The organism is Allochromatium palmeri (assembly GCF_009720725.1).
In the GTDB taxonomy this organism is placed as follows: Bacteria; Pseudomonadota; Gammaproteobacteria; order Chromatiales; family Chromatiaceae; genus Thermochromatium; species Thermochromatium palmeri.
Map to the genome: position 1 here is coordinate 1 of NZ_WNKT01000040.1, position 25,898 is coordinate 25,898.

The 25,898-nt window shown below is 64.2% G+C and carries 20 protein-coding genes; 15 read left to right on the forward strand and 5 right to left on the reverse strand.

Annotated elements, in window-relative coordinates:
- From GJ668_RS15145 to GJ668_RS15165, 5 genes are all read left to right on the forward strand, one after another.
- The coding region (locus GJ668_RS15145; RefSeq protein ID WP_155450975.1) for a glycosyltransferase family 9 protein at positions 1-996 on the forward strand (996 nt) is incomplete at its 5' end.
- On the forward strand, positions 993-2,093 hold the full coding sequence (locus GJ668_RS15150; protein ID WP_186343131.1) for a glycosyltransferase: 1,101 nt from the start codon (positions 993-995) through the stop codon (positions 2,091-2,093). The genes GJ668_RS15145 and GJ668_RS15150, both read left to right, overlap by 4 nt.
- On the forward strand, positions 2,090-3,166 hold the full coding sequence (locus tag GJ668_RS15155; RefSeq protein WP_155450976.1) for a glycosyltransferase: 1,077 nt from the start codon (positions 2,090-2,092) through the stop codon (positions 3,164-3,166). The genes GJ668_RS15150 and GJ668_RS15155 overlap by 4 nt, the downstream gene beginning before the upstream one ends.
- A 47-nt stretch (positions 3,167-3,213) precedes the next feature.
- Positions 3,214-3,498, forward strand: a complete 285-nt coding sequence (locus GJ668_RS15160) for a type II toxin-antitoxin system RelE/ParE family toxin (RefSeq protein ID WP_155450977.1) — start codon at positions 3,214-3,216, stop codon at positions 3,496-3,498.
- 7 nt (positions 3,499-3,505) lie between these two features.
- Positions 3,506-3,853: a HigA family addiction module antitoxin gene (locus GJ668_RS15165; protein WP_155450978.1), complete on the forward strand. Its 348-nt coding sequence runs from the start codon at positions 3,506-3,508 to the stop codon at positions 3,851-3,853.
- Positions 3,854-4,009: 156 nt separating this feature from the next.
- Here the strand turns inward: GJ668_RS15165 and hemF are convergent, their stop codons facing one another.
- Positions 4,010-4,936: an oxygen-dependent coproporphyrinogen oxidase gene (gene hemF, locus GJ668_RS15170; RefSeq protein ID WP_155450979.1), complete on the reverse strand. Its 927-nt coding sequence runs from the start codon at positions 4,934-4,936 to the stop codon at positions 4,010-4,012.
- Positions 4,937-5,062: 126 nt separating this feature from the next.
- On the opposite strand from hemF, the gene GJ668_RS15175 reads away from it, so the two are divergent.
- From GJ668_RS15175 to GJ668_RS15195, 5 genes are all read left to right on the forward strand, one after another.
- Positions 5,063-7,570: a penicillin acylase family protein gene (locus GJ668_RS15175; protein WP_155450980.1), complete on the forward strand. Its 2,508-nt coding sequence runs from the start codon at positions 5,063-5,065 to the stop codon at positions 7,568-7,570.
- A 142-nt stretch (positions 7,571-7,712) separates the two neighbouring features.
- Positions 7,713-8,867, forward strand: a complete 1,155-nt coding sequence (gene purK / locus GJ668_RS15180; RefSeq protein WP_155450981.1) for a 5-(carboxyamino)imidazole ribonucleotide synthase — start codon at positions 7,713-7,715, stop codon at positions 8,865-8,867.
- Positions 8,864-9,406: a 5-(carboxyamino)imidazole ribonucleotide mutase gene (gene purE, locus GJ668_RS15185; RefSeq protein WP_246194923.1), complete on the forward strand. Its 543-nt coding sequence runs from the start codon at positions 8,864-8,866 to the stop codon at positions 9,404-9,406. Before purK ends, purE begins: the two co-directional genes overlap by 4 nt.
- A gap of 32 nt (positions 9,407-9,438) precedes the next feature.
- Positions 9,439-10,476, forward strand: a complete 1,038-nt coding sequence (locus tag GJ668_RS15190; protein ID WP_155450982.1) for a type IV pilus twitching motility protein PilT — start codon at positions 9,439-9,441, stop codon at positions 10,474-10,476.
- Positions 10,477-10,555: 79 nt separating this feature from the next.
- Positions 10,556-11,710, forward strand: a complete 1,155-nt coding sequence (locus GJ668_RS15195; protein WP_155450983.1) for a PilT/PilU family type 4a pilus ATPase — start codon at positions 10,556-10,558, stop codon at positions 11,708-11,710.
- Between the two features lie 9 nt (positions 11,711-11,719).
- Here the strand turns inward: GJ668_RS15195 and GJ668_RS15200 are convergent, their stop codons facing one another.
- The 4 genes from GJ668_RS15200 to GJ668_RS15215 are packed head-to-tail and all read right to left on the reverse strand — an operon-like array spanning position 11,720 to position 20,373.
- Positions 11,720-12,793 (reverse strand): HD domain-containing phosphohydrolase, encoded by a 1,074-nt coding sequence (locus GJ668_RS15200; RefSeq protein ID WP_155450984.1) that lies wholly within the window; start codon positions 12,791-12,793, stop codon positions 11,720-11,722.
- Positions 12,794-12,846: 53 nt separating this feature from the next.
- Entirely contained in the window at positions 12,847-14,061 is a 1,215-nt protein-coding gene (locus tag GJ668_RS15205) for a fused response regulator/phosphatase (protein ID WP_155451003.1), read from the reverse strand.
- 52 nt (positions 14,062-14,113) lie between these two features.
- A complete protein-coding gene (locus GJ668_RS20975) occupies positions 14,114-16,348 on the reverse strand; it encodes a methyl-accepting chemotaxis protein (RefSeq protein WP_155450985.1) in 2,235 nt (744 codons plus the stop codon).
- Positions 16,349-16,404: 56 nt separating this feature from the next.
- Positions 16,405-20,373, reverse strand: coding sequence for a response regulator (locus tag GJ668_RS15215; protein ID WP_155450986.1), 3,969 nt, complete (start codon positions 20,371-20,373; stop codon positions 16,405-16,407).
- A gap of 127 nt (positions 20,374-20,500) precedes the next feature.
- Between GJ668_RS15215 and GJ668_RS15220 the strand changes: the two genes are divergently transcribed.
- The 5 genes from GJ668_RS15220 (at position 20,501) to GJ668_RS15240 (ending at position 25,880) form a co-directional block, all read left to right on the forward strand.
- Positions 20,501-22,129 (forward strand): thiamine pyrophosphate-dependent enzyme, encoded by a 1,629-nt coding sequence (locus GJ668_RS15220; protein WP_155450987.1) that lies wholly within the window; start codon positions 20,501-20,503, stop codon positions 22,127-22,129.
- Positions 22,130-22,142: 13 nt separating this feature from the next.
- The gene (locus tag GJ668_RS15225) at positions 22,143-22,622 is read left to right on the forward strand and encodes a 2-oxoacid:acceptor oxidoreductase family protein (protein WP_155450988.1); all 480 of its coding nucleotides are present in this window, start codon (positions 22,143-22,145) and stop codon (positions 22,620-22,622) included.
- A gap of 123 nt (positions 22,623-22,745) precedes the next feature.
- A complete protein-coding gene (locus GJ668_RS15230) occupies positions 22,746-24,083 on the forward strand; it encodes a phenylacetate--CoA ligase family protein (RefSeq protein ID WP_155450989.1) in 1,338 nt (445 codons plus the stop codon).
- A 22-nt stretch (positions 24,084-24,105) separates the two neighbouring features.
- The gene (locus GJ668_RS15235; protein ID WP_155450990.1) at positions 24,106-24,543 is read left to right on the forward strand and encodes an ACT domain-containing protein; all 438 of its coding nucleotides are present in this window, start codon (positions 24,106-24,108) and stop codon (positions 24,541-24,543) included.
- Positions 24,540-25,880, forward strand: a complete 1,341-nt coding sequence (locus GJ668_RS15240) for a phenylacetate--CoA ligase family protein (RefSeq protein WP_425482502.1) — start codon at positions 24,540-24,542, stop codon at positions 25,878-25,880. The genes GJ668_RS15235 and GJ668_RS15240 overlap by 4 nt, the downstream gene beginning before the upstream one ends.
- Positions 25,881-25,898: the final 18 nt, after the last annotated feature.

Genomic DNA, 25,898 nt, shown 5'->3' on the forward strand with positions numbered 1-25,898 from the left:
ATCGTCTTCGCCTCGCCGCTGGTCGCGGCGCTGCGCCGTCGCTGGCCCGAGGCGCGCATTGCCTGGCTGGTCCAGCCTGAATGCGCGGCGCTGCTCGACCGTCATCCGGATCTCGATGCCGTGATCGTCTGTCCACTGCGCCACTGGCAGCGGCTGTGGCGCGAGCGTCGTTATCGCGAGCTGTGGGCGGGGATTCGTACACTGCGGGCCAATCTGCGCCAGCACGACTTCGATCTCGCGCTCGATCTGCAAGGGCTGCTCAAGAGCGGAGTCCTGACCTGGCTCTCGGGCGCGCGTGAACGCATCGGGCTGGGTTCGCGCGAGGGCAGTCAGTGGCTGATGACGCGCCGGCTGCCGCGCGGCGGTGAGTCCAGACTGATCGGCTCGGAGTATCGCTTTCTGGCCGAGTCGCTCGCCTTGCCGGTCGCGGAGGGCTTTCGGATGGCGGTCCACTATGGCGAGGCGGAAGCGGCTTTCGCCGAGTCGGTCATCGCGCGCGAGTCGCTCGCCAACGGTTATGCGGTGTTCTGTCCCTTCACGACGCGCCCGCAGAAACATTGGATCGAGGACCGCTGGGCCAGACTCGCGCACCGTGTCCGCGACGAACTGGGGCTGGTGCCAGTGCTGCTCGGCGGTCCGGGCGACCGCGAGGCAGCGCGGCGGATCGCCGACGACGCTGACGACCAGTTGCTCGATCTGACCGGCCAGACCAGTCTCACCGAGGCAGCGGCCCTGATCGACCGCGCGGCGCTGCTGATCGGCGTCGATACCGGGCTTTCGCACATGGGCATCGCCTTCGATACGCCGAGCCTGCTGCTGTTCGGCTCGACCTGTCCCTATCTCGACACCACGCGCGCCAATGCGCGGGTGCTCCATCACGCCCTGCCCTGCTCGCCCTGCAAGCGTCGTCCGAGCTGTGACGGGCGGTTCGACTGCATGCGTGCGATCGAGGCCGATGAGATCCTGCGCGCCGCCGACGCGGTGTTGCGGGCGTGAAGATTCTGCACGTCGAGGGCGGGCGTCATCTCTATGGCGGGGCCTTTCAGGTGCTGCATCTGGTGCGTGGACTGGCGGCGCGGGGGCATGAGAATCTACTGGCCTGTCCGCGCGGCTGTGCGCTGGCCGAGGCCGCTGCGCCCTTCGCCGAGGTGCATGGCCTGCCGATGCATGGCGATGCTGATCTGCTGATGGCCGCGCGCCTGTATCGTCTGATTCGCGCCAGCCGGCCGGATCTGGTGCATCTGCACAGCCGCATCGGTGCCGATGTCATGGGCGGGATCGCCGCGCGGCTGGCCGGGGTGCCGGTGATCCATACGCGCCGGGTCGACAATCCCGAACCGCGCTGGCTGGTCGCCCTGAAGTACCGGCTGCATGATCGGGTGATCGCCATTTCGGCAGGGATCGGGCAGGTGTTGCTCGCTGAGGGACTGCCGGCGGCGAAACTGCGCGTAGTGCGTAGCGCGGTCGACCATGAGTGCTATGCGGCGTCGGTCGACCGGGCCGCGATTCGCGCACAGCTCCAGGTGCCGGCCGATACCTTCCTTATCGGCGTGATCGCGCAGTTGATTCCGCGTAAGGGGCATCGCTTTCTGCTCGACGCGCTGCCTGAGCTGATCGCCGCGTATCCCGAGATCCAGGTGCGCTTCTTCGGCCAGGGGCCACTGGCGGACGATCTGCAACGCCGGATCGAGGCGGCTGGACTGAGCCGTCATGTCCGGCTCGCCGGTTTTCGCGACGATCTGCCCGAGATCCTGCCTGCGCTCGATCTGGTCGTGCATCCGGCGCTCATGGAAGGCTTGGGCGTCTCGCTGCTCCAGGCGGCCAGCGCCGGCGTGCCCATCGTTGCCAGCCGCGCCGGCGGCATCCCCGAGGCGGTGCGCGAGGGCGAGAACGGCCTTCTGGTTCCGCCGGGCGATGTCGTGGCCCTGCGCACGGCGATCGGCGCACTGCTTGATGACCCTGAGCAGTGTCGTGTTCTGGGCGCGGGCGGTCGGGCGCTGATGGCGCGCGAGTTCTCGATCGACGCCATGGTCGAGGGCAATCTCGCGGTCTATCGGGAGTTGCTCGACGCGACTGGATCGACGCACTCATGACCGACCCGACCACACTGCAAATGGTCGCCAGCAAGGCGCTCGGCGGCGCCGAACGCTGGTTCATCCGCTTCAGCGCCGCGCTGGCCGAATGCGGGGCGCCGGCGCAGTTGGCGATCCGCCAGGGGAGCGCGCTCGACGGGCTGGATCTCGGCGGACTTCCGGTCCATCGCCTGCCCTATCGCACCACCTGGGATCCCTGGTCGCGCCATGCGGTCGGAGGTCTGATCCAGCGCCTTCAGCCTGACATCGTCCAGACCTACATGGGCCGTGCCACCCGGCTTGCGCGTCTGCCGCGCGCGGGCGCTCCGGTCCATCTGGCCCGGCTCGGCGGCTATTACGCACTTGGTCCCTATCGTCACGCCCACGGCTGGATCGGCAACACCCTGGGCCTGTGCGATTGGATGGTGCGCCAGGGACTGCCCGCCGAGCGTGTTTATCACATCTACAATTTCGCCGATCCGGCGCGTCCGGTCGCACCCGAGGTCGTCGCCGAGCGCCGGGTCGCGCATGGTCTGCCGGATGATGCCTGGGTGCTGGTCACGCTCGGGCGCTTGGTGCCGGTCAAGGGCCAGCGCTATCTGATCGAGGCACTCGCGCGTCTGCCCGAGACCCTCGCCGGGCGTCCGCTGCGACTGGTGATGGTCGGTGATGGTCCGCTCGGTCCCGAATTGCGACGCCAGGCTGAACAGAGCGGCCAGTCACACCGGATCGTCTGGGCCGGCTGGCAGCGCGACCCGGCGCCCTATCTCCAGATGGCGGATCTGATCGTCTTCCCCTCGCTGGAGGAAGAGACGCTGGGCAATGTCATCCTCGAAGCCTGGGCCTGGGGCACGCCGCTGGTGACGGCCAGGTTCCGTGGTGCGCGCGAGCTGGCCCGCCACGGCGAGGACGCCTGGTGCGTGCCCTGCGCCGAGGCCGCCGCGCTGGCCGAAGGCATCCGCCAGACGCTGTCCGATCCGGGGCTGATGGCGGCGCTGGTCGCGCGCGGGTTGGAGCGGGTGGAGCATGAATTCAGCCGCCGCGCCATTCTGGATCAGTATCTGGAACTCTATCGCGGCGTCACGGGCGCTTGAATGCCGATAGTTTTGACGATACTTCCGCGCGGCGATAGTATCGACCCATGATAAAAACCTACGCCAACAAGGAAACCGCTGCCGTTGGGGCTGGAAAGAAACCCAAGGCGATCAGCGCTGAGTTGGCGAAGATCGCCCAACGCAAGTTGGCGATTCTCAACCGTGTCGAGACCCTGGACGAACTCCGAATTCCACCCGGAAACCGCCTTGAAGCCTTATCGGGTGACAGGCAGGGACAATACAGCATCCGCCTCAACGACCAGTGGCGACTGTGTTTTGTATGGCGAGAAGGTGATGCATGGGAGGTTGAGATCGTTGATTACCATCGGTAACCCGCACATGAGCCTCAGAGCAGAAGACCTGCGCAACATCGATTTCTCGGACGTGGCGGATGACGATCTGGCGCTTGTGACGCCCGGCGAGATTCTGGCCCAGGAGTTCCTGGAACCCCTGGGCCTCACAGCTTACCGGTTGTCGAAGGCGATTGGCGTCCAGCAGACGCGGATCAGCGAGATCCTGGCTGGACGTCGCTCCATCAGCGCCGATACGGGTTTGCGTCTTTCGCGTTTCTTCGGCCTGAACGATGGGTTCTGGATCGGGCTCCAGGCTGATTATGATGCGGCCAAGGCACGACGTGAGATCGCGGAAGATCTCGCCAGGATCATCCCATTGGCCAAGATTGCCTGATCCTCATGGACAGCGACCGGCTGTCCGGCCGGCGACCGGACTATCGCCTGCTCGACGACGCCGAACTCAAACTGACCATCTTCGCCGCGCCCTCGCCGCATGGCGACGACTGAGCCGACCTCACGCCGAGCGACGCCAAGCGGTCATCCCCGACCCTCAATCGCCCGCCTCACCCAACCAATCGCGCACCACCAGAAAGCGCTCCAACAGCTCAGCCTCCGGCGTCCCCGGCTCGGACTGATGGTCGTAGCGCCAGCTCACCTCGGGCGGCATGGAGACCAGGATGGATTCAGTCCGCCCGCCCGACTGCAACCCGAACAGGGTGCCCCGGTCCTGGACCAGATTGAACTCGACATAGCGCCCGCGCCGAACCTTCTGGAACTCGCGCTCGCGGTCGCCATAGGTCGTGGCCCAGCGGCGCTCGACGATCGGCAGATAGCCGGTCAGATAGTGATCGCCGACGCGACGCCAAAAAGCAAAGGCCGGCTCGAAACCGCCATGGTCGAAGTCATCGAAGAAGATCCCGCCGACACCGCGCGGCTCCTGGCGATGCTTGATAAAAAAATACTCATCACACCACGCCTTGAAACGCGGATAGAGTTCCGTGCCGAACGGCTCGCAGGCCGCACGCGCGTTGCGGTGCCAGTGGACGACATCCTCCTCGAAGCCATAATAGGGCGTGAGATCGAAGCCGCCGCCGAACCACCAGACCGGCTCGGCGCCCTCCTTTTCGGCGAGGAAGAAGCGCACGTTCAGATGCGACGAGGGCACATAGGGATTCAAGGGATGCGCGACCAGCGACACACCCAGCGCCTCGAAGCGCCGTCCGGCCAGCTCGGGCCGCTGGGCACTGGCCGAGGGCGGCAGCCGCTCGCCGTGGACGTGCGAGAAGTTGATGCCGCATTGCTCGAACACCAGTCCCTCGCGGATCACGCGCGTGCGTCCGCCCCCGCCGCCGGGCCGCTCCCAGGCGTCCTGACGCAACTCGGCCCCGCCATCGGCCGCGCGCAACGCCTCGGTGATACGATCCTGGAGATCGAGCAGATAGGTCTTGACGGCCTGGAGATCAGGTTGGTTCAACATGACCATGAATCCTCATCGCTGGGTTAAAGTACAGAGCGTTCAAACATAACCGATCCACGACACCCAACACCGAATGTCTTGGTTCATCAAGCGTCGATCACACTGCCCAAATCAGGATTACTCCGCATGTCAAAGCGCCGCTGGTATTGGCTGCTGTCCATCCTCCTGCTGCCCGCACTCATCGCCATCGGCGCCGGCGGCACGCTCTACTGGCTGGGCAAACGCGCCGAACCGTCCTATTCGGGCACCGTCGCGCTGTCCGGACTCGCCCGCCCGGTCGCGGTGCGTTTCGGTCCCCATGCCGTGCCGACCATCGAGGCAAGCGATCTTCGGGATCTGGTCTTCGCGCAGGGCTATGTGACAGCCTCGGAACGGATGTGGCAAATGGATCTGTTGCGCCGGCTCGGCGGTGGGCGACTGGCCGAACTCTTCGGCCCGGAGGTCGTGGCGGTCGACCGCTTCTTTCGCACCGTTGGTCTGCCGGTCGAGGCACGGCGCGCCCTGAAGTCGATGGATGACGCGGATCGCGCCCTGCTCGACGCCTATGCCGCTGGAGTCAACGCCTATCGCGACAGCGCGCGCGGGCGTCGACCGCTGGAATATCTGATCAGCGGACTCGAACCGGCGCCCTGGCGACCCGAGGACAGTCTGGTGATCGGCACCTACATGGCCTGGACCCAGTCGTTCAACGCGCGCGGCGAGCTGACCTTTCTGCGTCTGGCACGGCGGATCGGTCCCGAACGTGCCCGGATGCTATTCCCGACCGACGAGGGGATCGCGCCGCCCGAGGTTCCCCCTGAGCTGCTCGACTATCTGGCGACGACATCCCCCGTTGCTGCATCTCCAGCATCCGGATTCGACATCGCCACGCTTGCTCCGATACTTGACTATCCCGCACGGCTCGGGCTGCCAACCCCGACACCCGCAAGCAATGCCTGGCTGGCGACGGGCGCGCGCACCGCCACCGGCGAGGCGCTGCTGGCTAATGATCCGCATCTGGCCTTTTCGATGCCGGGCATCTGGTACGAGCTGGAGCTGATCGCGCCCGAGCTGCATGTGGCCGGCGTGAGTCTCCCCGGTGTGCCGCTGGTGCTGATCGGACACAATGCCGATCTGGCCTGGGGCGTCACGAGTGTCATCGCCGACACCCAGGATATCTTCATCGAGCGCCCGACCGCCGATGGTCTCGCGGTGGAACGCGAAGGCCGCGCGCCCGAGCCGATCCAGATCCGTCACGAGACGATCGACGTCCGGGGCGGCGCGGCGGTCGACATCGCGATCCGCTCCACCAGCCGCGGCGTGATCCTGAACGACATCCTCGGCGAGATCACGGGCACGCTCATGGATCTGTCTGAGACGGGCCTGGACAGCGAGCTGATCGCGCTGCGTCAGACCCATGACGCGCCTGACCGCGCCTTCCAGGCGGTGCGCGGTCTCTGTCAGGCCCGGACGCTGGATGAAGCACGCGCGGCGGGCCTGAACTTCCGCCATGTCGCGACCAACCTGATGCTGGCCCATCGCGACGGCGGCATCGCCTGGCAGATGACGGGCGTCCTGCCCCAACGCGGGCGTAGCTCGGGCGTTTTTCCCGTCCCCGGCTGGCTCGACGCTTACGACTGGCAGGGCGAGGTTCCACAGTCACTGAACCCGAGCACCATCAATCCAACCGATGGACTCATCATCACCGCCAACCAGCGCACCATTCCGGTCGATTATCCGGTTCAGGTCAGCAATGCCTGGATGTCGCCGCACCGCGCCCAACGTATTGCCGCGCGGCTCAGCGCGTCAGGGCCGCTCACGCCCGCGTCGATGGCCGAGATCCAGTCCGACCGCGTGAGCCTCCAGGGGCGGATGATGCTGACCTCACTGCGTCGGCTGGAGTCCGAGCTCCGCGCCCTCGATCCGGACGCCTGGTCGATCGCCGAGACCCAACTGCTCGACTGGGACGGCGCCATGGATGGCGCGAGCCGCCCGGCCGCCTTTGCCGCCTTACTGGAGCCCGCGCTGTTCCAAGCCCTCTACGGCGACGAACTGGGCGCGGATCTGTCGTCGCTGCTCTCGCTCTCAATCGTGGCCTACAACCCGCTCCAGGAGACACTGCGCACCGGCGAGTCCGAATTCTGGGACGATGTCACGACACCCGAGATCGAGACGCCCGCCACGATCTGGGCGCGCGCGCTGCGCTCGGCCAGGACGGCGCTCGACGCGCATGGCGACGATGTGCGGCTCGACCAGATCCGCTCGGTACGCTTCACCCACGCCTTCGACCGACTACCATTGCTGGGCGATCTCTTCAGCGTCGGCCCCACCGGCGTCGGCGGCGGCTCAGATACGGTCGATGTCATCAAGACCCGGCCCCAGGAACCCGGTAAGGGTCTGTTCGGCGCTTCGACGCGCTTCGTCGCCACCCCGGCCGACTGGCACCAGACGCGCGGCACCCTGACGCTCGGCCAGTCGGGACATCGCTTCTCGCCCTACCGGACCGACCAGCTCGACGACTGGCTGGCGGTGCAGTCTCATATCTGGCCCTGGCACGGACCGGACGAGGTTCGGACAATCGGTCACTTGCGACTCGACCCAATCGACGGACCGCTCGCTCAACCGCTCTCCGCACCCGCTGCGAGACAGCCCTGAACCATGCGCCCAGCGGACGATTCGAGCGTTAGGGGTGGTCGAACCCCGGCTCCCAGTCCACAATAGCGAATATTGCGCCATCGCCGCTCGAATCCGGGCGGCGGGGCTTCCCAACCGCCCGAAGAACACTGATCATTGCTCCATGGACGTATTTCCTCTCCCTCTTGCCCGGATCGGTATCATTGGCGGCGGCCAGCTCGGCCGTATGCTGGCCAAGGCCGCTAAGCGCCTCGGCTGTACCTGCGTGATACTCGACCCGACACCCGGCTCGCCGGCCGGCCAGGTCGCTGGTCATCAGATCGTCGGCAACTATCATGACCCGGCCAAGCTGCGCGAGCTGGCCGACTCCTGTGATGTCATCACGTTCGACATCGAGGACATCGACACCGAGACGCTCATCCAGCTCGAACACGAGGGACACCGTATCCATCCCTCGCCCAGGGTGCTGGCGCTTATCCAGGACAAGCTGACACAGAAAGAAGCGCTCGCCGCGGCCGGCATCCCGACCGCGCCCTTTATCGCCATGCCCGAGCCGAGTCCTGAAGCCTTCGCCGCCTTCGGCTATCCACTGGTGCAGAAAGCCCGACGCGGCGGCTATGACGGTCGCGGCGTGTCTATCCTCAAATCCGCCGCGGACTATGCGCGCCATCTCCCGGTGCCCGCGCTGCTCGAACGCTTCGTTCCAGCCGAGAAGGAACTGGCCGTTGTCGTCGCGCGCGGACACGATGGCGACTGCCGCTGCTATCCAGTGGTCGAGATGGTCTTTCGGCCTGGCGAGAACGTGCTCGATCTCCTGCTGGCTCCAGCGCGCATCGCCCCCGAGACGGCTGAGGCCGCTGTGGCGCTGGCTGTGCGCACCGTCGAGACACTGGGCGGCGTGGGCATCTTCGGCGTCGAGCTGTTTCTGACCGAGTCGGGCGAACTCCTGGTCAACGAGGTCGCGCCGCGCACCCACAACTCGGGCCATCACACCATCGAAGCCAATGTCACCGACCAGTTCGAGCAGCATCTGCGTGCCGTGGTCGGGCTGCCGCTGGGCACGACCGATCAACTCTCGCCCGCCGCTATGATCAACCTGCTCGGCGCGCCCGAACATCGCGGTCGTCCGGTCATCAAGGGCATGGGCGAGGCACTGGCTATTCCGGGCGTCTGTCTGCATCTCTATGGCAAGGCGGCGACCGCCCCCTATCGCAAGATGGGACATGTCACCGTGCTCGATCCGGATATCGCGCTGGCCGAACACAAGGCGCTCCAGGTGCGCGAACTCATCGAAATTTCGGGGGAAGACCACCCATGAGCCACTCCAGTTCCACATCGGCACCCGTCACCATGGACGCCGCGCAACGCCCGCTGGTCGGTATCATCATGGGGAGCGATTCGGATCTGCCGGTGATGCGCGAAGCCGCCGCCATGCTCGACGAGCTCGGTGTCCGCTACGAGATGACCATTGTCTCGGCCCATCGCACGCCCCAGCGGCTCTACGACTATGCTCAAGGGGCCGTCGAGCGTGGTCTGCGTGTCATCGTCGCCGGCGCCGGCGGTGCGGCCCATCTGCCGGGCATGGCCGCCGCCATCACGCCGCTGCCGGTCATCGGCGTGCCGATCAAGACCTCGGCACTCTCGGGTCAGGATTCGCTGCTGTCGATCGTGCAGATGCCGGGCGGTGTTCCTGTCGCCACGGTCGCGATCAATGGCGCCAAGAATGCCGGCATTCTGGCCGCGCAGATCCTGGGCACAGCGGACACCGCGCTCCTGGAACGGGTCGCCCGGTACAAGCGCGATCTGGAGTCGATGGTGATGGAGAAGGTGGCGCTTCTGGAACGGGACGCGCTTTGACGCCGATTTGAAACTCTGTCTGAGGAGGATGCATGGACATCGCCGAACTGTTGGCCTTTAGTGTCAAGAACAATGCCTCAGACCTGCATCTGTCGGCCGGGCTGCCCCCTATGATCCGGGTCGACGGCGACATGCGCCGCATCAATGTTCCACCGCTGGAACATCGCGCGGTTCATTCGCTCGTCTACGACATCATGAACGACAAGCAGCGCAAGGACTACGAGGAGTTCCTGGAGACTGACTTCTCGTTCGAGATCCCCGGTGTGGCGCGCTTCCGTGTCAATGCCTTCAACCAGAAACGCGGCGCCGGCGCGGTCTTCCGCACCATCCCCTCCAAGGTGTTGACGCTTGAAGAACTCAAGGCACCCAAGAGCTTCAAAGACATCATCAACATCCCGCGCGGGCTGATCCTGGTCACCGGTCCGACCGGCTCAGGCAAGTCGACCACGCTCGCGGCCATGATCGACCACATCAACGATAACGACTACGCGCACATCCTCACCATCGAGGATCCGATCGAGTTCGTGCACGTCAGCAAGAAGTGTCTGATCAACCAGCGCGAGGTCCACAAGGACACCCTGGGTTTCAGCGAGGCGTTGCGCTCGGCCCTGCGCCAGGACCCGGACATCATCCTGGTCGGCGAGATGCGCGACCTGGAAACCATCCGGCTGGCGCTGACCGCCGCCGAGACCGGCCATCTGGTTTTCGGCACCCTGCACACCACCTCGGCGGCCAAGACCATCGACCGGATCATCGACGTCTTCCCGGCGGCTGAAAAGGACATGGTGCGCGCCATGCTCTCGGAGTCACTGCGCGCGGTCATCTCGCAGACGCTGTTGAAGAAAACCGGCGGTGGACGCATCGCGGCGCACGAAATCATGATGGGCACCCCGGCCATCCGCAATCTCATCCGCGAGGCCAAGATCGCCCAGATGTATTCGGCGATCCAGACCGGTCAGGCGCATGGCATGCAGACCCTGGATCAGAACCTCAAGGAACTGCTGTCGAAAGGGCTCATCACCCGCCAGGATGCCCGTACCAAGGCGCAGAGCAAGGAGGATTTCGCCTGAACGCCGCTTGAGACTCGCTGATGGCCTCAAGCCCCAGCACATGCCGATCGTCTCCCATTGAACCGAATGAGGTTGACCCATGGATCTGAAGCGCGCACTGGAACAACTGCTGGGTGCCCTGGCCGAGAAAAAGGGTTCGGACCTCTTCATCACCGCCGGCTGGCCGCCGACGATCAAGATTGACGGCACGCTCTATCCCGCCGCCAAGCAGCCGCTCACGGCCGAGCAGTCGCGCGGCATGGTCTACGAGATCATGAACGAGCGCCAGCGCGCTGAGTTCGACGATACCAAGGAATGTCAGTTCGCGCTCGATCGTGCACCACTCGGACGCTTTCGCGTCAGCGCCTTCGTCCAGCGCGATGCGGTCGGCATGGTGCTGCGACGGATCGAGAACCGGATCCCGACCCTGGAAGAATTGAAGCTACCCTCAGTGCTGCGCGATCTGGGGATGACCAAGCGCGGTCTGGTGATCTTCGTCGGTGCCACCGGCACGGGTAAATCGACGTCGCTCGCGGCCCTGATCGGCTATCGCAACCATCACAGCTCGGGCCACATCATCACCGTCGAGGATCCGATCGAGTACGTCCACGAGCACGACGGCTGCATCATCACTCAGCGCGAAGTCGGCGTGGACACCGAGTCCTTCGAAGTCGCATTGCGCAACACCCTGCGTCAGGCTCCGGACGTCATCCTGATCGGCGAGATCCGCACCCGCCAGACCATGGAATACGCCATCACCTTCGCCGAGACCGGCCATCTGGTGCTCGCCACCCTGCACGCCAACAACGCCAATCAGGCCATGGATCGCGTCATCAACTTCTTTCCCGAAGAATCGCGCAACCAGATGCTCATGGACCTTTCGCTCAATCTCCGGGGCATCGTCGCCCAGCAGTTGGCACCGCGTAAGAGCGGTCAGGGCCGGCGTGCCGTGATTGAGATCCTGCTCAATACACCGCTGGCGGCCGATCTCATCCGTCAGGGCGAGGTGCACAAGCTCAAGGATCTGATGAAGCGTTCGGGTGAACAGGGCATGATCACCTTCGATCAGGCGCTGTTCAATCTGTATCAGGAAGGCGAGATCAGCTACGAGGATGCGCTCAAATACGCTGACTCGGCCAACGAGGTGCGCCTGATGATCAAGCTACAGAGCGGAGTGGCACCGAGCGCCACGTCGGATCGCTCAGTCGATGCCATGAGTCTGGTCCGGGACGAGGATCCCAAAAATAAGCGCTGAAGCGGCGCGTCAGACCGGCGGATCGGCGAAGCGTTCGCGGATCGCCAGGATCTCGGGGACGAGTTCGAGAAAGACCGCCATGATACGCGGGTCGAAATGCTTGCCCGACTGCCCGCGCATCCACTCCAGCGCCGCCTCCACCTCCCAGGCCGCCTTGTAGGGCCGCACCGAAGTCAGGGCGTCGAAGACATCAGCCAGCGCCACGATCCGCCCCGATTCGGGGATGTCTTCGCCGGTCAGCCCAAGCGGATAGCCATTGCCATCCCATTTTTCGTGATGCGCCAGGGCGATCTCACGCGCCAGTTGCAACAGCTCGGAGTCGTCGCCACCGAGAATGTCGCCGCCGATGGTGCTGTGGGTCTGCATGATCTGCCATTCCTCGGGCGTAAGCGCGCCGGGCTTGAGCAGGATGCTGTCAGGAATACCGATCTTGCCCAGATCATGCATGGGGCTGGCATGCAGCATGATCTCGCAGCGCTCGGCGTCCCAGCCAAGATGCTGGGCCAGCAGGGTCGAGGTATGACTCATGCGCAGGATGTGCTGCCCGGTCTCGTTGTCACGATATTCGGCGGCACGTCCCAGACGCTGCACCACTTGCAGCCGGGTTTCGCTGATCTGACGGGTACGCTCGTAGACGAGACGTTCAAGCACGTCTTTCTGGTCGTGCGCCATGCGATGGGCGAGTTGCACATCGAGCATATTGCGCACACGGGCGGCGACTTCGGCCTGATCGAATGGCTTACCGATGAAGTCGCTGGCGCCGGCTTCCAGGGCGCGGATCCGGCAATCGCGCGTGCGTAGCGAAGTCAGCACCAGAATCGGCGGCGTGAGCGGATCCTGGCGCGCGGCCAACTGCTCGATGAGGTCGAATCCGCTCAGGCCCGGCATCTCGATGTCGAGCAGAATGAGGTCAGCCGGCGCCGCCTCGTAGGTGGCCATGAACTCGTAGGGATCCTGAATCAACACGATGTTCGAATAGCCGGCCGCCTGGAGCAGGCGCTCCATCAGGATGAGGCTGACACGCTCGTCATCGACGACCAGGATTCTGGCGTTCTTGCGGCACAGTGTATCGACTCTAGCCATAGGGTTTATGGTCCCGCTGGTGGAGGACAGGGTCGTTGGCATAACCCGGATGCTCAGGTTACAGACTGGCAACGCAGCAGGCCGATATCAAGCGGAATTTCCACCACGGCCACATCATCGGTTTGTTCGGTTCCAGTACAATGCGTGTCGAAGCAGGTCATCAGCGCCGGCAGGATCGGTGTTCCAGGCTCCCAAGTCTCCAGGACGGCGCTTAACTCTTCATGAACAAACATCCGCCCCTGCTGATTCTCGGCTTCCAGCAGACCATCGCTCATGAGCAGTAGACGATCTCCCGCAGCGAGCGACGTATGGCGCATGACCGGATCCTGGAGTTCGGCCTGGATGCCGAGCGGCAGCGCATGGGACGGCAGCTCGTTCAACCCCGTTGCTGTACGCTGATAGGCCGCCGGCATGCCCCCGTTCCACCAGCCCAGACTGTCGCCCTGCCCTGGAATCGAGATCAGGTAGGCGGCCATGAAGCGCTCCGTGGGCAAAAAACGGTAGAGCTTGTGGTTGAGCTCGGCGAGCAGGGCCGAATCGTCGAAGCCCTTGGCGGTCATGGCATGGAAGGTGTCCGCCACGGGCAGCGCGCCAATGGTCGCCGCGAGTCCATGTCCAGTGAAGTCGCCCAGCAAAATCCTCAGACCACCGTCTGGAAGATAGCCCATGAGCACCAGATCGCCATTGAAGATGGTCGCTGGACGCTCGATGAGTCCAATGGCTGGAATCGACGCATTCTGATACTTGACGGCCTGGGTCCAGACACGTTCGGCGAGTTGTTTCTCCTCCTGATCGTGCTCCAGCAGGCGTTCGAGCAGCTGCTGCTTGGCGGCGAGCGCGCGCTGTAGATCACGCACGCGCTCCATCGCCAGGACACGCGCCCTGAGCCGCGTGAAACTGAAGGGCTTGGCGAGAAAGTCATCGCCCCCGGCCTCGATGCAGCGCAACAAACACTGCTCGTCCTTGAGCGCGGTCAGAAAGATGACCGGGATGAAATCCGCTCCGACCAACGCCTTGATGCGCTGTGTGGCTTCTAAGCCGTCCATTTCGGGCATCATGACATCCATAAACACGATGTCAGGACGCTCGCGCTCGAAGAGTTCCAGGGCTTCGCGGCCATTGAAGGCGGCGAGCGTGCGAAAGCCTTCTTTGGCGAGCATGAGTCCGAGCAGGCGATGACTGGACGCCTCGTCATCGACGATCAGCGCCAGACCGCGCTCGCCCGCCGACGTCGGCTCGACCGAATCCAGCGGCGCTGGCGCATTCATGGACACGCGGGCTTCACAGTGTTTATGGTCGGCTCAAGTCGGCGCGGCGCATTCAGAATTCCGCCCATTCGTCGTCATCCGACTTTGAGGCCGGCCGTGGCGGATGGGCCTTCCCGGTCGTCTTGACGGGTTTGGCGACACTGGTCGACGGATGCGAGACAGCGCGCTTGGCCGTCCGCGCCTGGCCGTGTTCCTGCCCAACTTTGAACACCGAGACCACCTCGGCCAGGGTGCGGGCCTGATCCTCCAGCGCCTCAGCGGCGGCCGCCGCCTCTTCGACCAGAGCGGCGTTCTGCTGGGTGACCTCATCCATCTGGGTGATGGCCTGATTGACCTGCTCAATGCCCGTGGACTGCTCAACCGAAGCGGCGGAGATCTCGGACATGATGCTAGTCACACGATTGATCGACTCGACAATCTCGGTCATGCGCGTGCCGGCCTCGTTGACCTGTGAGGTGCCTGAGTCGACCTTGGAGACGCTGTCGGTGATGAGTGTTTTGATCTCCTTGGCGGCATTGGCCGAGCGCTGGGCGAGACTGCGCACCTCGGCGGCGACCACGGCGAAGCCGCGTCCCTGCTCACCGGCACGCGCCGCCTCGACCGCCGCATTGAGCGCCAGGATGTTGGTCTGGAAGGCGATGCCGTCGATGACGCCGATGATATCGGCGATCTTCTTGCTCGACTCCGAGATGTCAGCCATGGTCTGCACCGAGGCGTCGACGACCATGCCGCCCTTGACGGCCACATCGGCCGCCGAGATGGCAAGTTGATTGGCCTGACGCGCGTTGTCGGCGTTCTGCTTGACGGTGCTGGTCAGCTCCTCCATAGAGCTGGCTGTCTCTTCCAGCGAGCTGGCCTGCTCCTCGGTGCGCTGACTGAGATCCTGGTTGCCGGTGGCGATCTCGCCGGAGGCGGTATTGATGGTGTCGACGGCTTCGCGGATACGGAACACCACATCCTTGAGGTTAGCGACCGTGGTGTTGACGCCGGCCTTGGTCTCGCCGAAGAGTCCTGGGTAGTCTTTGGTGATCGTCTGGGTCAGATCGCCATCGGCGAGCGCCTGAGAGACACGCATCACGTCTTTGAGGCCGACTTCCGTGGTATCTGAGAGCTGGTTGAGCAACTGGGCGATGTCGCGCGCGAAGCCCTGCTTGCCGGCCAGGTCGAGCTTGGTGCTGAAGTCGCCTTGGTTGGCGGCGTCGACGATATTGCGGATCTCGCCCACCACGGCGGTCAGGGCCTTGACGGTGCCATTGACGCCGTTCTTGGTCTCACCGAAGAGTCCGGGATAGTCGCGGGTGATGCTCTGGGAGAGGTCGCCGACGGCCAGAGCGTTAGCCACGCGCGTGACGTCCTTGAGGCCGACGTCCGTGGTCTCGGCCAGTTTATTGAGTCCCTCACTGATCTCCTTGCCGAAGCCCTGCTTACCGGCGACGTCCAGACGGCGACTGAAGTCGCCCTGGGTGGCACCATGCACGATGCTGGCGATCTCGCCGACCAGTTGCTTGAGTCCTTCCTGCATCACCTTGAGCGAGGCTAGCAGGCTGGTGGTATCGCCGGCCTTGGTCTGGATGCTGTGCGAGAGATCGCCGTTGGCGACCGCCAGCACCATGTTGGCGGCATAGTCGGGCTCGCCGCCGAGCTGGCGTAGCAGACCGCGGGCGATCCAGATTCCGATTCCTGTTCCGATCAACAGGGCTAGCACGGTGAGCAATACCAGCTGCCAGGTCGCCGCTTCAGCCGCCTGACCAGCCGCCGCGCCCTTTTCGTTCATCAGTTTGGTTTGGTAGTCAATGAGTTGGTTGATGGACTTGAAATACGCCTGCTGCCGCTCGCTAATGGACCCCACAAGCAGTGCTTTGGCTTCGAGCTGACGGCCCTCACGGACCAGATTCAGGAAGCTCGTTTGCAGACCGACATACTGTCCGCGTGCCTGTTCGACCGCCGATAGCAACTCCACACCCTCGGGCGAGGTGATGGTCCGCTTCAGTTGCTCCAGGTTCTCCAAAATCCTGACTCGCGCCTGCTCGACTTCTTCGACCTCGGCCCGAATCGCGGTTGCCTCGTCGAGAATGAGCGTGTTGCGCATCGCGCGCGCGATGGTGTTGATGTTGTCGATGATGGCGTTGGCCTGGATCGTTTTAGGAAAGTAATCATCGACGACCGCGTGGATATCACTATTGATCTGATTGATCCTGAGTATCCCGATCAGTGCCACCACGCCCAGCAACACCAGGATGGCGCCAAACCCCAACCCCAGTCGCGTCGAAACCTTCAGATTGCCCATGTTGTTATTCCCGACGATGTATGTTGATTCGGTCGTGCAGCAAGACGGATGCGGTTTTATGATTCTCGCATCCAGTCAACCAAAAGGGTGCGCAATCCTGTGAACTCATGATCCATGAGTTCGACCAGCCGTTCAACCTCGGCCCTGGAACGGTCTCGATCGCTCAGTTCCTCCAGCGTGGACGCCAGCCCTTGCAGACGGGACGCCGAAATATTGGCCGCTAAGCCCACCAGACTGTGTGCCTTGCGTCGGACCTCGACCTGATCGCCCGACTCCTGACAGGCGCGGAGTTCCTGGAGCCGGGTTGGGGCGTCCAACAGGAACTGCTCGATGACCTCGCAGGCGATATCACGATCACCCATCACACGTTCAAGCATATCGTTCGCGTCGAAGGAAACAGAGGCGGACGCGGCATCCGGGCCGGACTCAATCATCGACTCAGACACCTGCTCATATTGCGCCGAAACCTTGCGTGCCAACTGCGCGGCGATGATTCGACTCAAATCTCGCGGTTGCACTGGCTTCGAGATATAGGCATTCATGCCGGCGTCCAAGCAGCGCTGCACATCGCCCTGCATGACGAGCGCGGTCATGGCAATGATTGGAACCTGAGGATCGAGCACGCCAGCCTCGCCGCGACGGATGAGACGCGCCGTCTCGAATCCATCCATTTCGGGCATCTGGCCATCCATGAGCACCAGATCATAGTGCGCGCGTGAAAGTGCCTCCAGGGCTTCGAGACCATTTCCAGCCATATCTGGCGTAGGATAACCGAGTTTTTCCAAGATGCCACGCGCGACGATCTGATTGGTCGGGTTGTCATCGACGATCAGGATACGCGCTTCGCTGTCAACCGGCCGCTCGCTACCCCGCCAATCGTCATCCCGCTTGACCGGCGACGCCACCTCCAGCTCCGGATGCGCGCGTCCCATGACGCGCAGCAGGCAATCGCGCAACAACTGCTGGCGTAATGGCTTGGTGAGATAGCCGGCGAAATCGCCTGAATTCAGGTGGGCCATGTCATCGCGCTTGGCCAGTGCGGTCAGCAGGACGAGTGGTGTGTCGCGAAGCCCAGGCTCTTGCTTGATGAGCCGCGCCAGTTGCAGACCATTGGGGTCCGGCATACGCAGATCGAGCAGCGCGACATCGAAGGGGGTCTTGGCCTGGGCGGCCTGATGCAACGCGCGCAGCGCATCGCCGGCGCGACTGGCCAGGGTGACCTGACAGCCATCGGCGTGCAACAGTGCGGCGGCCTGAGTCCGGTTGCTGGCATGATCATCCACGACCAGCACCCGGATGTCCGCGAGCCGGCCCTCCTGACCCTGATGATCGAGCAACGCCTGCGGAGCACATTCGAACTCGGCGGTGAACCAGAAGCGCGAACCCTGGCCCGGCTGACTTTCCAGGCCGATGCTTCCGTTCATCAGCTCGGCCAACTGCTTGGCGATGACCAGACCCAAGCCCGTGCCACCGAAGCGGCGCGTCGTCGAGCTGTCGACCTGATTGAAGGCCGTAAACAGCTTGCCCAGCTGCTCCTCGGGAATACCGATACCGCTGTCGTGCACCTCGAAACGGATCAGCGCACGCCCCGCGTCGGCGCGCTCGAGCGAGAGCTGGACGCCGACCTCGCCCTGGCTGGTGAACTTGATGGCATTGCCCATGAGGTTGACGATGATCTGACGCAGATAACGCGGATCGCCGCGCACGGCGGTCGGCACCTCGGGAGCGAGGCGATAGGTCAGTTCCAGATCCTTTTCATGGGCATTGAAGGCCATCACCTCCAGCACGTCTTCGAGCATGAGGCGCAGGTCGAAGTCCAGCCGCTCCAGCTCCAGCTTACCGGCCTCGATCTTGGAAAAGTCCAGAATGTCGTTGATGAGCGCCAGCAGATTCTCGCCGCTGTCGCGCACGATCTCGGCCAGACGGTGCTGCTCGGGATTGAGTTCGGTGTCCAACAGCAGTCGCGTGACCCCGATGACGCCGTTCATCGGGGTGCGAATCTCGTGGCTCATATTGGCCAGGAACTGGCTCTTGGCCTGAGTGGAGGCCTCGGCCTGGGCCAGCGCACGATCGAGTTCGTGATTCTGGATCTCCATGCGGCGCGCGTATTGCTGGAGCTGTTGCTCAGCCAGTTTACGGTCGCCGATATCCTTGATGCCGCCATAGAGCCGGCGCGCGCCGCATTCGTCCATCAGGCATTGATTGATGATCTCGACCCAGGCAGCGCTCCCGTCGCGCCGCCGCAGACGCAGCTGACAGGTCGAGATGGCCTCGTCCTTCAGTCCGGCCTGATGCCGGTCGAACAGCGCCCGATCCTCCAGCACCACCAGCCGCCGCCAGGTTCCCATCGTCAGGATGGTCTCGCGCGTATGACCCGTGATGCTCTCGACGGCGCCATTGAGCCAGTCGAGTTTGTAACGATCCAGGCCGACCTCGATGCAGGAATACACGATATCGGACATCAGCATCGACAGACGCCGGAAGCGCGATTCATTCAAGCGCAGCGCCTGCTCGGCACGCCGCTGACGCACTGTACGCCAGATGGCGTTGGCGATGAGCTGCACGCTCTCGACATCGAGTTCGCTGTAATCGGTCGCCTTGTTGCCCACACCGGCCAACATGCGCACCAGACCGCCCTCGATGACCGGGATGACCAGAAAACGCCGGAGCGCAGCGTGATTTGGCGGCAGACCGGTCTTGTCCGAATAGCCTGGATAATCATTGCAGGTAATGGGTCGGCGCTGACGCAGTGCATCGGCCCAGACCCCCGCCTGACTGATGGAATAATGGAGCGCATTGGGCGGCAGTTGGCAGCCGCCGTCCTCAATCGTGGCCTGAGACCAGGCGACCAGCTCGATGGTCTCCTGATTTGGATTGACCAGATGGATGAAGCCCATGAGGCTGCCGGTGAGCGATTCGGCCAACTCCAGACCGTACTGCATGAAGCCGACTTCATCGCGTTCATCCGCAATCTGTGGCAGCTCCAGCAAGGCTTCGGCGCGCCGCTTCTGCAAGTCCATGAGCAGCTCGCTCTGCTTGCGCAGCGTGATATCGCGGTTGACCCCGCGCCACCCCTGATGCGTGCCATCGATATCATGGACCGGACGGCAGACGTGCTCGATCCAGCGCAGAGAGCCATCGGCGCGATGCAGGCGCACTTGCAACCGAACGCGCGGAGCGATATCACAGCATTGCGCAATTTCGCGCCGATGTTGTATCCACAGCGATCGGTCATCGGGATGCACGAGCCGGTCCATGAGGTCAGGGTCGGCCATGAAGTCTTCCGGCTCATGACCACAGATCGGCTCACACGCGGGCGAGACATAGAGATAACCCCCGTCCGGCCCCAGCCAGTAGTCCCAATCGGCTGAATAGTCGGCCAGCATCCGATAGCGGGTCTCGCTGTCGCGCAAGCGCGCATAGGCGGCATGGATCTCGGACTCGTGATGCAAACGCTCGGTGAGATCGACGACGGAACAGATGAGATGGCAGCTTGCGTCTTCTTCTTCCGCCGGCACGCGCATGATATGCAACTCGCCCGTGAAGGCGCCGCCATCGGCCGTGAGGAAGTAGATCTCGGGACAATGCGCCTCGCCATCGTCCCAGGCGCGTTGCAGGGTGTCGTCGAGCAAACCGTCGGATTCGCGTTTGACCAGTCGCGGTAGATAGTGCTGGCGTTTGTGCTTCTCGCGCAGCACGAACAGCCGATCAGCGGCATGGTTGGCCATCAGGATCAGACCATGCCGATCGACCACCAGGATCGGCTGGGGCAGGCCGTAGAAGAGCGCCGTGTAGCGGTTGGCAATGCGCTCGACTGCCGACTGAGCCTCGCGCAACTCGATGTTCTGCAGTTCCAGCTCGGCCTGGTAGATGAGCAGGTTCTCGGTGAGCTCGGACAGATCGATCTCACCGCGGGCCAGACGCCGTTCCGCCCATTCGAGATCGCCGCGATCAAGCGCCCGACGTGCGCGGGCGTGCACCTCGGGCAGCGTGGAAACTATGTGCTTCTCGGGCGGAGACGTCATAACGAAAACCTGAAATCGAATGGCGAACAGGCTGTAGTGTAGAACAAGAGCCTATTGGGTTGCTGCCGCCAAGCGGCACGGCGGATAATGCCCCAGTCCTATCCCGAGAACGAGAGCGACCAGAGACATGACTGTAGAACGACTTTTATTGAGTGGCGATGATGCCGTCGCACTGGCGACGCTGCACGCCGGAGTCCGGCTAGGGACGGGATACCCCGGTACACCCTCCACCGAGATCCTGGAGACCTTCGACCAGCTCGGCGGTCGGGCGCAATGGTCGCCCAACGAGAAGGTGGCGCTCGAAGTCGGCCTCGGCAGTGCGTTCGCCGGCGCGCGCACCATCGTCACGATGAAGCACGTCGGGCTGAACGTGGCGGCCGATCCGCTGTTCACGGCGGCCTATACCGATGTCGAGGGCGGTCTGCTGGTGATCTCGGCCGACGACCCCGGCATGGCCTCCAGCCAGAACGAGCAGGACAACCGGCACTATGCACGCGCCGCCGCGCTGCCGATGCTCGAACCCGTCGACTCGCAGCAGGCCTACGACTTCACCTGGCTGGGGCTGGAGCTCTCAGAACGCTGGAAGATCCCGGTCATCCTGCGTCTGACCACGCGCATCTGTCACGCCAAGACCGTGGTGCGCCCGCGCCCGGCGCTCCAGACCCTGCCCGAACCGCACTTCGAGCGCGACGTGCCGGCGCGGGTCATGATCCCGGCCTATGCCAAGCCGGCGCATCTGCGTCTGCGCCAAAAGCTCGCCGAGATCGCGGCCTGGAACGAGGCCGAGGGTCCGTTCCAAATCCACGAGGGCGATGGCCAGCTTGGCATCATTGCCACCGGCATCGGCGCCATGCACGCACGCGAAGCCGCCCCTGGGGCCAGTCACCTGAGCTTCGGCCTGACCTATCCGCTGCCGATCGCGCGTATCCGCGCCTTTACCGACCGGGTCGAGCGGTTGGTCGTGATCGAGGAAGGCGACCCGGTGCTGGTCGATTCACTGCGCGCCGCCGGACTCCCGGCCGAGGGCAAGCCCGAGATGTATCGCTTCGGCGAACTCAACGTCGAGCGCGTGCGCCGCATCCTCGCCAACGACACCAGCCCCGAGCCGGTGCCGCCCAAAGGCAAGCCGCCCGAACTCTGCCAGGGCTGTTCACATCGCGGCGTCTTCGAGACCCTGCGCGATCTCAACTGCATCGTCTCCGGCGACATCGGCTGCTACACCCTCGGCGTGCTGCCGCCATTCTCGGCTATGGACACCTGTGTCTGCATGGGCGCGAGCATCGGCGTCGGGTTGGGGATGCGGCATGTGCTGCCGGAGGATCAGGCGCGGCGGGTGGTCAGCGTCATCGGCGACTCGACCTTCGTGCACTCCGGTCTCACCGGGTTGGCCGAGATGGTCTACAACCCGCCGCCGACCGGCCATCTGGTGCTGATTCTCGACAATGGCACCACGGCCATGACCGGCCAGCAGGAGCATCCGGGCACCGGGCGTCTGCTTGACCACTCAGCGACGAACCTGCTCAACTTCGAGGAAACGGCGCGCGCCATGGGGATCCAGAACGTCCATGTCATGGACACCACCTCGCTCAAGGACGACGCACTGCGCGAGCTCATCACAGACCTGCTGGCGAAGAACGAGACCTCGCTGATCGTCACCCGTCAGCCCTGCGTGCTCGCGGCGCCCAAGATCCGGCTCTACGAGAAGGCCAACGCCGAACAGCAGGCTACGACCTGCGCAGCGGATCTGGTCGATTGAGGAATTGATACCAATGAAAGTCAAAAATGTCGTCATCGCCGGACTCGGCGGTCAGGGCGTGCTCAAGGCGTCCGATATCCTCGCCGACGCCGCCTTTCGCGCCGGCTTCGATGTCAAAAAGAGTGAGCTGCATGGTATGAGCCAGCGCGGCGGCTCGGTGAGCAGCGACGTGCGCTATGGCGAGGGAATCCTCAGTCCCATGGTTCCGCCGGGCGAGGCTGATGTGCTGGTGGTGCTGGAGGAGACTCAGGTCGAGATCAACCGCCCGACCCTGCGGGCCGGCGGTGTGCTGATCGCCCCGGACGTGCTCGCCCCCGAGGCGCTCAAGAATAAGAAGAGCCTCAATGTCGCCCTGCTCGGCGCGGCCTCGACCGTGCTCGACATCGCCGACGAGCACTGGATCGCCGCCATGCACGCCAATCTGGCCGAGAAGCTGCACACACTCAATGAGCAGGCGTTCGAGATCGGACGTCAGGCGGCACGCGCCACTTGAGCGTGGGTGATTTCCGGGAAAGACCCTTCCCGTAGCGGCTGAGGCAGGATGGGCATCGCGAACGCGCGGCCCATCCTACGCCTCCCCCTTCGACAACCGACACAACGCTTTACCGAGGCCCTCATGCTGAAAGAGCTTTGGAACGACGCCGAGGGCGGCTTCCATCCCGCGAGCGCCCCCGATTTCCTGCCCCAGACGGCGCTGCGGGAGGTCCAGTTACGCCGGTTGCGCGCTGTGGTCGCGCGCGCCTATGCCAACGTCCAGCTCTTTCGCGAGCGCATGGACGAGCGCGGACTGACACCCGAGTCGATCCAGTCGCTCCAGGACATCCGTCACCTGCCCTTCACGGTCAAGACCGATCTGCGTGACACCTACCCCTTCGGACTCTTCGCCAGTCCCATGAGCGACGTGGTGCGACTCCATGCCTCGTCCGGCACCACTGGCAAGCCGATCGTGGTCGCCTACACGCGCGAGGACGTCGAGGTCTGGTCCGAGGTCATGGCGCGCACCTTCGCCTCCTGCGGTCTGCATCGCGGCGACATCCTGCAGAACGCCTTCGGCTACGGACTCTTCACCGGCGGACTGGGCGCGCACTATGGCGGCGAGGCGCTGGGCGCGACCGTGATCCCGATCTCGGGCGGCAACACCGACCGCCAGATCATGCTCATCCGCGACTTCAACGTCAGCGCGCTCTGCTGTACCCCGAGTTATTTCACCCACATGGTCGAGCGCGCGCGCGAGCTCGATATCGATCTGCGTGAGCTGCCGCTGCGGGTCGGCATCTTCGGCGCCGAGCCCTGGACCGATGGCATGCGCCACCACATCGAGGCCGAGGCCGGCATCAAGGCCTATGACATCTATGGTCTGTCCGAGATCATCGGTCCCGGCGTGGCCGCCGAATGTTCGGCCCAGGACGGACTACACATCTTCGAGGATCATTTCTATCCCGAGATCATCGATCCCGAGACCGGCGAGCCGCTGCCCGACGGCGAGGAAGGCGAGCTGGTGCTCACGACCTTGAGCAAGAAGGCGATGCCGATGATCCGCTATCGCACGCGCGACATCACCTCGCTCATCACCGAGTCCTGTTCCTGCGGACGCACCATCCGCCGTATGCGACGCATCGGCCGGCGCTCAGACGACATGTTCATCATCCGCGGCGTCAATGTCTTCCCGTCCCAGGTCGAGGCCGCGCTCATGGCGGTCGAGGGCACGCTGCCGCACTATCAGATCATCCTCACCCGCAAGGGCGGCATGGATCGCATGGCCGTCGAGGTCGAGGTCACACCTGAGGTCTTCAGCGACAGCATCCGTGGACTGGAAGACATCCGCGCCCGTCTGGCCCAATCGATCGAACGCATCCTCGGCATCCGGGTCGAACTGCGCCTGGTCGAGCCGCACACCATCGCGCGCAGCGAGGGCAAGGCCAAGCGCGTGATCGATCGGCGCCACGAAGGTTGATTTCTCAAGCGAGCACACGCCTATGAAACTGCAACAACTCTCGCTCTTTCTGGAAAACCGTCCCGGACGGCTGGAAGCTCCGCTGTCGGCCATCGCCGCCGAGGGCATCAACATCCTCACCCTGTCGCTGGCCGACACCGCCCAGTTCGGCATCCTGCGTCTGATCGTGCGCGACTGGGAGAGGGCCAAGCGCGTGCTGGAACAGGCCGGCTGGGTGGTGAACCTGACCGAAGTGGTCGCCGTCGACGTGCTCGACCGTCCGGGCGGTCTGGCCGAGGCGCTGCGCATCCTGGAAGACTCCGATCTCAACATCGAATACATGTACGCCTTCTCGCTGCGCCGTGGCGACAAGGCCATTCTCATCTTCCGCTTCGAAGATCCAGACCGTGCCATCCAGGTGCTGACCGATAAGGGTCTGCATGTGGTCGATGGCGAGGAGCTGATGTCGTTCGTGCCATGATGTCAGTGCGTTCAACAACGACGGCTCAGCCCCATCCGATGTGGGATCGGGCGGCCGAAACCCGGCCGCGCGCCGAGCGCGAGGCGCTGCAACTCGAACGTCTGCGTGCTCAGCTCGAACGCGCGCGGCGTGTGCCCTTTTATCGCGACATCCTCAGCCATCGCGAGCTCGGTCCACAGAGCCTCCGCTCGCTCGACGATGTACGGCGTCTGCCCTTCACCACCAAGGACGACATGCGCCGCCAGCATCCGCTGGGCCTGCTCGCCGTGCCGCGCAAGGAGCTGGCGCGCATCCACGGCTCCTCCGGCACCACAGGCACGCCGACCTTCGTCGGCTATACCGCCGGCGATCTCCAAACCTGGTCGGAGCTGTGCGCGCGCTTCCTGGTCGCCGGCGGACTCAGGCCCGAGCACACGGTACAGGTCGCCTTCGGCTACGGGCTCTTCACCGGCGGTTTCGGTCTGCACTACGGGATCGAGAAGGTCGGCGCCGCCGTCATCCCGGTGGCCGCCGGCAATACCCGCCGCCAGCTCGAAATCATGCGCGACCTCGACCCCGAAGTGCTCATCTGCACCCCGAGCTATGCCCTGACCATCGCCGATACCGCGCGCGAGCTGGGTCTGGAGCCGCGCGCCCTGCCGATCCGCATCGGTCACTTCGGCGGTGAGCCCTGGACCGAGGACATGCGCCGCGAGATCGAAGAGCAGCTCGACATCCAGGCCTTCAACAACTATGGCCTGTCCGAGATCATCGGCCCCGGCGTCAGCGGCGAGTGCCAGGCCCGTACCGGGATGCACATCCAGGAGGACCATTTCCTGGTCGAGTGTCTCGATCCCGAGACCTTGGAGCCGGTGCCCGAGGGCGAGCCGGGCGAGCTGGTCATCACCGCGCTCACCCGCGAGGCGATGCCCATGCTGCGCTATCGCACGCGCGACATCGCCCGGCTCTATCGCGATCCCTGCCCCTGCGGGCGTACCACGATGCGCATGAGCCGGGTCACGGGCCGCACCGACGACATGCTCATTATCCGTGGCGTCAACGTCTTCCCGTCGCAGATCGAGGAGGCGCTGTTGCGCGTCGAGGGCACCACGCCGCATTATCTGATCGAGGTCAGTCGTCCGGGCACGCTCGACGAGGTCCATGTCAAGGTCGAGATCCATCCCGAGATCTTCTCCGATCGCATGGACCGGATGCAGGCACTGTGCGACCGTATCAGCCGTGAGATCCAGACCGTCGCCGGCATCCGTGCCCATGTCGATCTGGTCGAGCCGCGCCGCCTCGAACGCTTTGTCGGCAAGGCCAAGCGGGTGCTCGACACACGCGGGCTCGCGGATTGAGCCGACTTCCCTTTTCAA